This is a genomic window from Streptomyces sp. a15, assembly GCF_059026085.1.
The window spans coordinates 23,000-32,825 of record NZ_JBWLKM010000088.1; the positions used below are offsets into that span (position 1 = coordinate 23,000).

Genomic DNA, 9,826 nt, shown 5'->3' on the forward strand with positions numbered 1-9,826 from the left:
AGTGTCACGAGGACTCCAAGGGGGGAGATCCATGCAAGAGATGATCAAGGGCGCGAACGTCAGCCTGCCCAGCCTGAGTCCAGACATAGGATCCGTGATCGTCAGTCTGAGTTGGACGAGCGCAGAGGGGGACGGAGACGCGGACGTCTCTGTGCTGCTACTCGACGCCAACGGCAAAGTCCGCAGCCAAGAGGACTTCTTCTTCTACAACAACCAGGCCAGCCCCGACGGAACCGTGCAGCTGCTCGGGAAGACGCCGACGGATAGCGGCAGCGAGGACCGCATCAACCTCGATCTGGCGGCGATGCCCAGCGATGTCGAGCGCATCGTCGTGGCGGCCAGCCGCTACGGGGGCGCGCGGTTCGGCGATCTGGACGACCTGAGGGTGGCGCTCGCCGACAGTGCCGGCGAGAGCATCATCAGGTTCTCCATCACGGACGCGACCGTGGAGAGCGCGTTCCTCTTCGGTGAGTTGTACCGGCGCAGTGAAGAGTGGAAGTTCCGTGCCGTCGGGCAGGGTTACGAGACCGGGCTGGCCGGGCTGGCGACCGACTTCGGCATAGATGTCGACGACGCCGAGGAGTCGGACGAGCAGCCGGCATCGGAGACCACCCCGCAAGTGCCGGAGCCGCGCGTTGCCGCCGACGCGGCCCCGCACGCGCCGGAGGCGCCTGCCCCCGTTCCCGTCGTGGCGCCAGAGGTTCCCCTTCCGGCCCGACGACCGCGTACTGCCAAGAAGAAGGTGATCCTGCCCAAGGCGGCCAAGAAGTCTCTCGCCGAGAACGACGCATGGCGGATGGCTCGACTGTTCCCTGCTTCATCGCTCAAGAGCGACCATGAGCGCGAGGTCCGAGCGACCTCCATCCTTCTGTCGGTGATGGCCCAGGTGCCGGAGTTCGGGCGCCGCCTCACCGCCTCCTTCGGCGCTCCAGCCGGCCGGATGGAGACGTTCACGGAGGTCTCACTCCCCCACGGCGACACCCCGAAGCGCCCGGACGGCGTCCTCCGGGTCGAGCGCGCCGGCAAGCTGTGGACAGCCCTCGTCGAGGCGAAGACCAACGGCAACCCGCTCAAGGGGGAGCAGGTCCAGGACTACATGGACATCGCGGCCAAACGTGGCTACGAGGCTGTCATCACACTGTCCAACGATGTCGCCTTGGAAGGCAGTCCGCTGGTCAGCGTCAAGATCGACGGCCGACGGAAGAACAAGGTCGCCCTGTGGCACCTTTCCTGGGCCGAGGTCACCTACCAAGCACAGATGCTCATCCGCCACGAAGGCGTCGGCAACGCCGCCCACGCGTGGCTCCTCCAGGAACTCCTGCACTACCTCCAGCACGAGAACTCCGGCTGCCACGGCTTCCAGAACATGGGCCCGGCCTGGGTTCCGGTGCGCAATGGCATCGACTCGGAGACCTTGTGCCAGGGCGACGGGCGCGCACTGGAGGTCGTCGAGAGCTGGGAACGCCTCATCCGCCAGGTCTGCCTACGCCTCGGTGGCGAGGCCGGAGTAAAGGTGCTGCCCGTCCAGCGCACCAAGCGGGGCTCCGATCCGCAATCGCGCCGGGCCGCGCTCGCCGACGGCCTGTGCGAAGACGGCCGCCTGCACGCCGAGATCCGCATGGACAGCACGGTCGGCATCCTTGCGATCACTGCCGACCTGCGCACCAGCAAGCTGCGTACGTCCATTGACATCCCGGCCCCCGAGCAGGGGTACCCCCTCAGCTGGGCCAAGCGCCTGGTGCGCCAGCTCGGTGAAGCCCCTGCCGATCTGCATGTCGAGACCCTCGTCGCGAACCAGGGCGGCGGACCCCGGGGCACCCTGGAGAAGCTGCGCCCCGAGCCGGGCGACCTTCTGCCGAAGGACGGCTCCCCGATCACCGGGTTCCGGCTCTCACTCCTCAAGGGCATGGGCAGCACGCGGGGCAACGCCGAGTCCGGCTTCATCCGCAGCATCGATGACGCCGTGGACCGGTTCCACTCCAGCGTGATCACTCATCTGGAACGGCGTCCGGCGCGCCGTGAGTAGCTTTCGGATGGCACCTTCATAGTCGGCTGACCCGCGGTGGGGGCTACCGCCCCTACCGCGGCTCGTGCCGCTCCGGACTGGTGAGAAGCACTTGCCGCGACCACCAGGACGGTTCGTACACGGTGGACGCGCCGGGCGCGGGAAGCTACGTGCTCATCGCCTCCGCCGAGGGCTACCAGCCACAGGCTTCCACGGTGGCGGTCGGCGACGAGCCGGTCTCGTACGACATCCTCCTGTCCGGCACCAGCGGCCTGGTCGGCACGGTCAGGTCGGCCGACCACAAGCAGCCGGTCGTCGGCGCCATGGTGGTCGCGGCCGACGTGCGCGGCGACGTGCTCGCCGCCGGGCTGACCGACACGGACGGCACCTTCAGCTTCGCCGAGTTGGTGCCCGGCCAGCTGACCCTCGCGGTGACCGCGGTCGGCTACCGGCCGATCGCGCTGCCCGTCGAGATTGCCGCGCAGGGCGTCACCAGGACCGAGGTCGAACTGTTCTCCGGGCTGCAGGTGCAGGGCGTGGTCCAAGCCGCGGGCCGGCCGCTGAACGACGCGCGGGTCACGCTCATCGACGGGGCCGGCAACGTGGTGGCCACCGCGACCACCGGCGAGGACGGCAACTATGCCTTCACCGACCTGGACGGCGGCGAGTACACGGTCGCGGCGGCTACCCGCCGAAGTCCACCCATGTGACCGTGACGGTTCCGGCGTGGACGGCCACGACATCGAGCTCACCCGAGCCAGTGACAGACACCGGGCCGGACGCGCCACGAACGGAAGCGCGCCCGGCCCGGCGGTGAAGCACCCCGCACCCGGTGGTCGGTAACGGCAGTTGGACGGCCTGCCGCCACCGGTCCGGGACCCGGGACCCACCACGACAGGTCGTCGGCTGTGCCAGGCCGGGGCGACACAGTCCCGCAGCGGAGACACCACGCACCCCCTGGGCCCGTCGACCTCGCCCGATCGTCCGTTCCGAGCACCCGGCAGAGGGCCAGAAGGCGCGGGGACAGGACAGGACACGGCCCGCCCCTGCGTGGCCACAGCGCCGTTGCCGCCGGTGGCCTCCTCAGGCGTCTCTCCGTGGCCGGGCCTGCCGCAGGGCAGGGAGATGTGCCGCAGCCCCTGTGCCCCTCGCCGTCCGGCCTGCCCGACCGGCGGGACCACGGCCGCTCAGCGGGACGCCGAGCGCGAGCGAGCCTCGGCGAGCGTGCCCTGGGCGGCTGCCAGGACGGCGAGAACGTCCTGAGCGGCTGCGCGGAGGGTGGCCTCGTCCGGCTTGGCGGAGGCGAAAGGCGGAGGGACAACCCGAAGGTGCCCACGTCTGGGGACCGGTCCCGACCGGCCGCGGCTACCGTCGCCGGGACGACTACGGGCGTGTACACGGCCGTGTCGGCTTCACGGGAAGAGTGGCGACATGGGCGAGCGGACGGCACACCCGCCGGGGGAGGACGACCCGTCAGCGGGCGAGCAGATGCAGGCCGAGGTCGACGGCCTCCGCGAGGAGGTGGCGCGGCTCAGGCTCCGGGCAGAGGGACGACGACCAAGCGGCATCGGCCCCGCGCCCGGGGGAACGGAAGCCGGGGCGGACGGCGCACCCGTCGTCCGCCCGTCCCCGGGATCGTCGCCCGGTCCGGGGCGCGGCGTCTCCCGCCGCGGCCTCCTCGTCGCCGGGGGCGCTGCGGTGGTCGTCGCGGGCGGGGCCGGTGCCGCCCTCCTCGCCCGCGGCGATGGCGAAGCCCCGAAGGGCGTCGCCCCTGCCCGTTCCCGTGCCCCGGTGCCTGCCCCTTCCCGTCCCCCGGCGGGCATCCCCGCCCGACCCAGGCTCCGCCGCCTCGGAACACTCAAGGGCCACACCGGCGGCGTCAAGGGGCTGTGGTTCAGCCCGGACGGGCGGACTCTGGTCTCCAGCGAGGCCGACGTGGGGAACCTGCGGCTGTGGGACGTCGCTTCCCGCAAGCCCCTCGGCGCCCCGCTGACCTCGCCCTACGTCATCTTCCTGTCCGCGGCGGTCACCCCGGACGGGACGACGCTCGTCACTGGCGGCGGGGACAGAGCGGAGTTCTGGCACATTCCATCCAGGCGCCCGAGTGGCACGCCGCTGACCCTGTCGTACAGCCACGGCATGTTCAACGTCGTCGCCCTCAGCCCCGACGGCAGGACCCTGGCCACGGGCGGAATGGGCGAGGGCGACCCCACCGAGGGACCGGCCGTCGGCGAGGTCCGTCTGTGGCACATGGCCTCGCGCAGGCAGCTGGGCGGGGCGCTCACCGGCCACGAAGGCGAGGTCACCGGACTCGTGTTCAGCCCGGACGGCAAGACCCTTGCCGTCAGCAGCGAGGTGTACGAGGGGACAGTACGGTTGTGGGACGTGGCGTCGCGCAGGCCGCTGGGCCGGCCGCTGAGCCATGAAGGCGGCGTCACCGGCATGGTGTTCAGCTCGGACGGCCGGACGCTGGCCTCGGCCTCGGGAGGGGCCTCGGACTCGGGAGTTCCGAGCGTCCTACGGTTCTGGGACGTGGCCACCGGCGCCGAGCGCGGCAAGCCGCTGCGCCACGACAACTGGGGCATCAACGCGCTCGCGTACAGCGGGGACGGCAGGACCGTCACGACGGTCGGCGCCTACGAAACCCCCAGGATGCGTTTCTGGGACGCGGCCACGCACCGGGAACGCGCCGAGCCACTAGAACCCGTCTGGCCGAGCTCGGCCACGGCTTTCGCGCCCGACGGAGTGACCCTGGCAGCCGAAAACGCAGACGCATCGCTCAGTCTCTGGCGGATCGAGTAGGCGCGGCACTATGGGAGCGGACATGGACGAGCAAGAGACCACGGATGCACGGGCCGAGGATCTCGACCGGCTCCGGAACGAACGCGACCGGCTGCTGACCGAACGCGAATGCCTCCGCCGAGAAGTGACCGAGCCGGACCCGCCGTCGCCCTCCCGCCGGCGCCTGCTCATCGGCGCGGGCGCGGCCGTCGCGGCCACCGCCGTCGCCGCCCCCACCGGCATCGCGCTCCTCAGCGACGGGAACGACGGAAGCAAGGGCGACGACCGGAAGCGAACCGCGCGCACCGGACCGGGCACGCCCACCCCCCTCCGCACACCCCCGCCCGTCGCCATCCCCGCCAAGCCCAGGCTGCGCCTGCTGGCGACGCTCAAGGGGCACGAGGGTGAGATCGTCACCTTCCGCTTCAGCCCGGACGGCACCTCCCTGGCCTCCAGTGACGGGGACGTGCGGCTGTGGGATGTGGCCACCGGCAAGGAGCGGGCAAAACCCCTGTACTCCGGGGTGGTCTTCTTCGAGAGCCTGGCCTTCAGCCCGGACGGCCGGACGCTGGCGGGGACCGGGTGCAGTTCTGGGACGCGGACACGCTGCGTCCGCGGGGCCGGCAGATCACCAAGACCGACGATGTGGAGGGCGCCGCCTTCCCCGGGGTCGCCTTCAGCCCGGACGGCAGGACCCTGGCCACCCACGGAGACATAGGGGACCCGGGGATCCAACTCTACGACGCGGCCACCCGCAAGGAGGACGGTGAACCCCTGTCGTGGGACTCCGTCGGGACGCTGGTGTTCAGCCCGGACGGGAGAACGGTCGCCGGCGTCGACGAGTCCGGGTCGGAAGGGGTACGGCTGTGGGACCTGAGCACCCGCAAGCAGCGTGCGCAGGCGGCGTACGACTTCTTCGGCGGCGTCCAGGCCATGGCGTTCAGTCCCGACAGCGGGACGCTGGCTGTCGCGAACGACTCGACAGAGGTGTTCTTCTTCGACGCAGCCACCGGCAAGGAGAACGGCAGACCGCTCACCGGGCACATCGGCTCCGTCACCGGCCTCGCCTACAGCACGGACGGCAAGAGCGTCCTCACCGCCGACTACGCGGGCTTTCGTGTCCGGAGCGCGGCCACCCACGAAGGCCGGGCCATCCTGGAGGCCCCCGTGGAGGCGATCAGCCAACTCGCCTTCAGTCCCGACGGCCGCACCCTGGCCACCGTCGGCTTCCAGGACCGCACGATCCAGCTGTGGCGCTTGGAGTAGCAGAGACCGTGCCGTAGCCGTCTCCAGCTGAGCATGTCCGCGATCATTGAGCCTCCTCCTGTTCGCCTTGGCGGACTTCCGCGATGGGCAGCATGGTGACGGTGGCGGGGAGGCCGAATCCCGGTGCGGTCTGTGCGGGGTCGATGGTGATCGGCTCCGGTGACTGTCCGTCGGCGGAGCACAGGCGGCGGCCGGCCATCGCTTGGTGAGGGTGAAGGCGCACGACCATCCGGGCGTCGACCGCGTGGCGTGCCGTTGGCCGTGGTGCGTGTGGTGTGCCCTGAGATCTTGTGACGGCTCACCCGTGAAGGAGACATACAGCATGTTCGGACAGTCGCAGGCGTTCAGCGGCTTCGCGGTCGACGACCTTGGCGAGGCCCGCCGGTTCTACGGTGAGACTCTCGGTCTCCAGGTGGAGGAGACCGGGCAGGGAGACATGGCGATGCTGACCCTCACACTCGGCAGCGGCGCGCGTGTCTTCGTTTACCCGAAGGAGACCCACACCCCCGCAACGTTCACGATTCTCAACTTCCCCGTGGACGACATCGAGGCCGCCGTCGATGAACTGGAGCGGCGCGGCGTGAGCCTCGAGCGCTATCCCGGATTCGACCATGACGGGAAGGGCGTGGTCCGCGTCGGTGACGGCGGCCCTGCGGCGATCGCCTGGTTCACCGACCCCGCCGGGAACGTTCTCTCCGTGCTCCAGGAGCATTGACGATCGGGGCCCGGTCCGGCATAGCTCGGATGTCTCTCTCCGGCTGCGGGAACAGGTCGGGTACCCCACGATGCCGCAGAGCCGCTGTGGTTCGAGTGGCGCTTTGGACGGCGGGCACGCGTGCCGGGGGTGGAGCGCGCGTGCCCACCGTGGAAACGCTGCGGGAACTCTGAGCGATCAGCGTCACCGCCCCGGCCGGGACATCGGGGGGTCAGGAGAGGTCGAACCGATCGAGGTTCATTACCTTGTCCCACGCGGCCACGAAGTCACGCACGAACTTGTGTCCCGCGTCCTGGGACGCGTAGACCTCCGAGACGGCTCGAAGCTGGGAGTCTGAACCGAAGATGAGGTCGACCGCGGTAGCGGTCCACTTGAGCTCGCCTGTGGCGCGATCCCGGCCTTCGAACACGTTCTCGTCCGAAGTCGACGCCTTCCACTCCGTGCCCATGTCGAGCAGGTTGACGAAGAAGTCATTGGTCAGTGTCTCCGGCCGGTGAGTGAAGACGCCGTGTGAGGATCGCTTGTAGCCGGTTTTCAGGATCCGCATGCCGCCGATCAGCACCGTCATCTCGGGGGCGGTCAGCGTCAACAGGTTGGCGCGGTCCAGCAGGAGTGTCTCCGGCGACAACTTCTCTCCCGCGCGGACGTAGTTCCGGAATCCGTCGGCCCTGGGTTCGAGCACGGCGAACGACTCCACGTCGGTCTGTTCCTGAGAGGCGTCCGTGCGCCCCGGTGCGAACGGGACGGTGATGTCGTGACCGGCGTTCTTCGCGGCTTGCTCGACGGCCGCGCACCCGCCGAGGACGATCAGGTCGGCGAGCGAGACCCTCGTGCCGCCGGCATGTGAGACGTTGAAGTCCTGCTGAATCCGCTCCAGCTTCTGCAGCACCTCGGCCACCTCGGGCAGGTGGTTGACCTCCCAGTCCCGTTGCGGCGCGAGGCGAATCCGTGCCCCGTTGGCCCCGCCACGCTTGTCGGTGCCGCGGAAGCTCGCCGCGGACGCCCAAGCGGTGGTGACCAGCTGGGAGACGGACAGCCCCGAGGCGACGATCCTGCTCTTGAGAGCAGCGATGTCCTCCTCCACGACGAGTTGGTGATCGACCTCGGGGACGGGGTCCTGCCACAGCTGCGGCTCGGGAACCCACGGGCCGAGGTAGCGCGTGACGGGTCCCATGTCGCGGTGCAACAGCTTGTACCACGCCTTGGCGAAGGCTTCCGCGAGCTTGCCCGGATTCTCGTGGAAGCTCTTCGAGATCGGGCCGTAGATCGGATCCAGCTTCAGCGCGAGGTCCGTCGTCAGCATCATGGGAGCGTGCCTCCTCGACGGATCATGAGCATCGGGCACCGTGCCCTTGGCCGAAGGATCCGTGGGAGTCCACTGCTTGGCACCGGCGGGGCTCGTCGTCAGCTCCCATTCGTACCTGAACAGGTTGTCCAGGTAGCCGTTGTCCCACCTGGTCGGCTCGGAGGTCCATGCGCCCTCGAGCCCACTGGTGAGCGCGTCGGCGCCCTTGCCACTGCCGTACGTGTTCCGCCAGCCGAGGCCCTGCTGCTCGATGGGTGCGGCCTCGGGTTCCTGGCTGATGTACGCGGGATCGACCGCACCATGGCACTTGCCGAACGTGTGGCCGCCTACGATGAGCGCGACCGTCTCCTCGTCGTTCATCGCCATGCGCCCGAATGTCTCGCGAACGTCCCGGGCGGCGGCCATCGGATCCGGGTTGCCGTTGGGCCCCTCCGGATTGACGTAGATCAGTCCCATCTGCACGGCACCGAAGGGAGCGGCGAGTTCCCTGTCGCCGCTGTAGCGCTCATCTCCGAGCCAGATGTCCTCGGGCCCCCAGAAGATCTCCTCGGGTTCCCAGATGTCCTCTCGCCCGAATCCGAACCCGAACGTCTTGAATCCCATTGATTCCATGGCACAGTTACCGGCGAAGACCAGAAGGTCGGCCCAGGAGATTTTCTGGCCGTACTTCTGCTTGACCGGCCACAGCAAACGGCGCGCTTTGTCGAGGCTCGCGTTGTCCGGCCAACTGTTGAGGGGGGCGAAGCGCTGAGCGCCGCTGCCGCCACCGCCCCGGCCGTCGGCGACACGGTACGTGCCCGCGGCGTGCCAACTCATCCGGATGAAGAGCGGCCCGTAGTGGCCGTAGTCGGCAGGCCACCAGTCCTGTGACGTCGTCATCGCCTGGAAGACGTCCTGCTTCAGCGCGTCGAGGTCGAGGGTCGCGAACTCTCTCGCGTAGTCGAAGTTCTCGTCCATCGGATTGGAGCGGGACGAGTGTTGGTGGAGAATTTGAAGGTCCAGCTGATTCGGCCACCAGTCCCGGTTCGTCCTGGGCCGAGTCGGCGTGGGGGTCGGGGAGGCGATTGCCGGGTTCTCGCTTTCGCTACCGGACACGTCGTCCTTCTTTCTGTCTCGGTGATTCCACGCACCATGCCGATGAATGTGATGTCGGCGTCCGTATGGTCGCGCACCGCAGACGGCACCGCCACGAAACACGCAGAGCACCCCCGCATGACAAACGTGTGAGCAAAGGCTTCTTTCCTGCTTGGAAGTCGATTTCCGAGCCGACGGGGCCAGGCGCCTGACCTCACGCTCGTGGAGCAGACGGCGCGGCGCACCGGCGAGTTCGGCCATACAGCCGGGGTGTTGTTCACCGCGGACCTGTGCCCGTAGCCACCCCGGGGGGCCGGCCTTACGTCGATGCTGCCCAGAGTCATCACGGCTCGCACGGCCGAGCGCCGACTCGGAGGCGACCGACCCCGAGGCTGCCGCTCACCCATCCGGCCCGTGCCCGCCCCCAGGTAACGGAGAAGTGGCCCCGCCGACGCCGGTCGGGGGCAAACGGTGCGGTGGTCGGCCGCGGCTGACCAAGATCCGGACCCTACGAATGAGCGGCGTGCTCAACCTCGAAGATCGGAAACGACCCATACGAAAAGGGCCCTCACAGGCTCTCGCCTGCGAAGACCCTTCACACCGTCGGGACGACAGGATTTGAACCTGCGACCCCTTGACCCCCAGTCAAGTGCGCTACCAAGCTGCGCCACGTCCCGGT

At 69.2% G+C, this 9,826-nt stretch carries 7 protein-coding genes, 1 tRNA gene and 1 pseudogene; 6 read left to right on the plus strand and 3 right to left on the minus strand.

Going from position 1 to position 9,826, the window contains the following annotated elements; translation table 11 throughout:
- Positions 1-40: 40 nt before the first annotated feature.
- The 5 genes and pseudogenes from AC5P09_RS43690 (at position 41) to AC5P09_RS43710 (ending at position 6,052) form a co-directional block, all read left to right on the plus strand.
- A complete protein-coding gene (locus AC5P09_RS43690) occupies positions 41-2,026 on the plus strand; it encodes a TerD family protein (protein WP_493879256.1) in 1,986 nt (661 codons plus the stop codon).
- A gap of 107 nt (positions 2,027-2,133) precedes the next feature.
- Positions 2,134-2,770: pseudogene (locus AC5P09_RS43695) on the plus strand (MSCRAMM family protein); the annotation flags it as partial.
- A gap of 666 nt (positions 2,771-3,436) precedes the next feature.
- Positions 3,437-4,807: a WD40 repeat domain-containing protein gene (locus AC5P09_RS43700; protein WP_493879252.1), complete on the plus strand. Its 1,371-nt coding sequence runs from the start codon at positions 3,437-3,439 to the stop codon at positions 4,805-4,807.
- Between the two features lie 22 nt (positions 4,808-4,829).
- The gene (locus AC5P09_RS43705; protein WP_493879253.1) at positions 4,830-5,504 is read left to right on the plus strand and encodes a WD40 repeat domain-containing protein; all 675 of its coding nucleotides are present in this window, start codon (positions 4,830-4,832) and stop codon (positions 5,502-5,504) included.
- A 215-nt stretch (positions 5,505-5,719) separates the two neighbouring features.
- Positions 5,720-6,052 (plus strand): WD40 repeat domain-containing protein, encoded by a 333-nt coding sequence (locus tag AC5P09_RS43710; protein WP_493879257.1) that lies wholly within the window; start codon positions 5,720-5,722, stop codon positions 6,050-6,052.
- 43 nt (positions 6,053-6,095) lie between these two features.
- Here the strand turns inward: AC5P09_RS43710 and AC5P09_RS43715 are convergent, their stop codons facing one another.
- Positions 6,096-6,251, minus strand: coding sequence for a hypothetical protein (locus tag AC5P09_RS43715; protein WP_493879254.1), 156 nt, complete (start codon positions 6,249-6,251; stop codon positions 6,096-6,098).
- Positions 6,252-6,374: 123 nt separating this feature from the next.
- Here AC5P09_RS43715 and AC5P09_RS43720 point away from each other — a divergent pair, with 123 nt between their 5' ends.
- A complete protein-coding gene (locus AC5P09_RS43720; protein ID WP_307672177.1) occupies positions 6,375-6,767 on the plus strand; it encodes a VOC family protein in 393 nt (130 codons plus the stop codon).
- A 211-nt stretch (positions 6,768-6,978) separates the two neighbouring features.
- On the opposite strand, the gene katG is transcribed toward AC5P09_RS43720, so the two are convergent.
- The gene (katG, locus tag AC5P09_RS43725; protein WP_493879258.1) at positions 6,979-9,168 is read right to left on the minus strand and encodes a catalase/peroxidase HPI; all 2,190 of its coding nucleotides are present in this window, start codon (positions 9,166-9,168) and stop codon (positions 6,979-6,981) included.
- Positions 9,169-9,750: 582 nt separating this feature from the next.
- Positions 9,751-9,824, minus strand: a tRNA-Pro gene (locus AC5P09_RS43730).
- Positions 9,825-9,826 lie beyond the last annotated feature (2 nt).

Coding starts and splice junctions, on each gene's coding strand:
- AC5P09_RS43690 (WP_493879256.1), top strand. CDS start 41: ATGATCAAGGGCGCGAACGTCAGCCTGCCCAGCCTGAGTCCAGACATA.
- AC5P09_RS43700 (WP_493879252.1), top strand. CDS start 3,437: ATGGGCGAGCGGACGGCACACCCGCCGGGGGAGGACGACCCGTCAGCG.
- AC5P09_RS43705 (WP_493879253.1), top strand. CDS start 4,830: ATGGACGAGCAAGAGACCACGGATGCACGGGCCGAGGATCTCGACCGG.
- AC5P09_RS43710 (WP_493879257.1), top strand. CDS start 5,720: ATGGCGTTCAGTCCCGACAGCGGGACGCTGGCTGTCGCGAACGACTCG.
- AC5P09_RS43715 (WP_493879254.1), bottom strand. CDS start 6,251: ATGGCCGGCCGCCGCCTGTGCTCCGCCGACGGACAGTCACCGGAGCCG.
- AC5P09_RS43720 (WP_307672177.1), top strand. CDS start 6,375: ATGTTCGGACAGTCGCAGGCGTTCAGCGGCTTCGCGGTCGACGACCTT.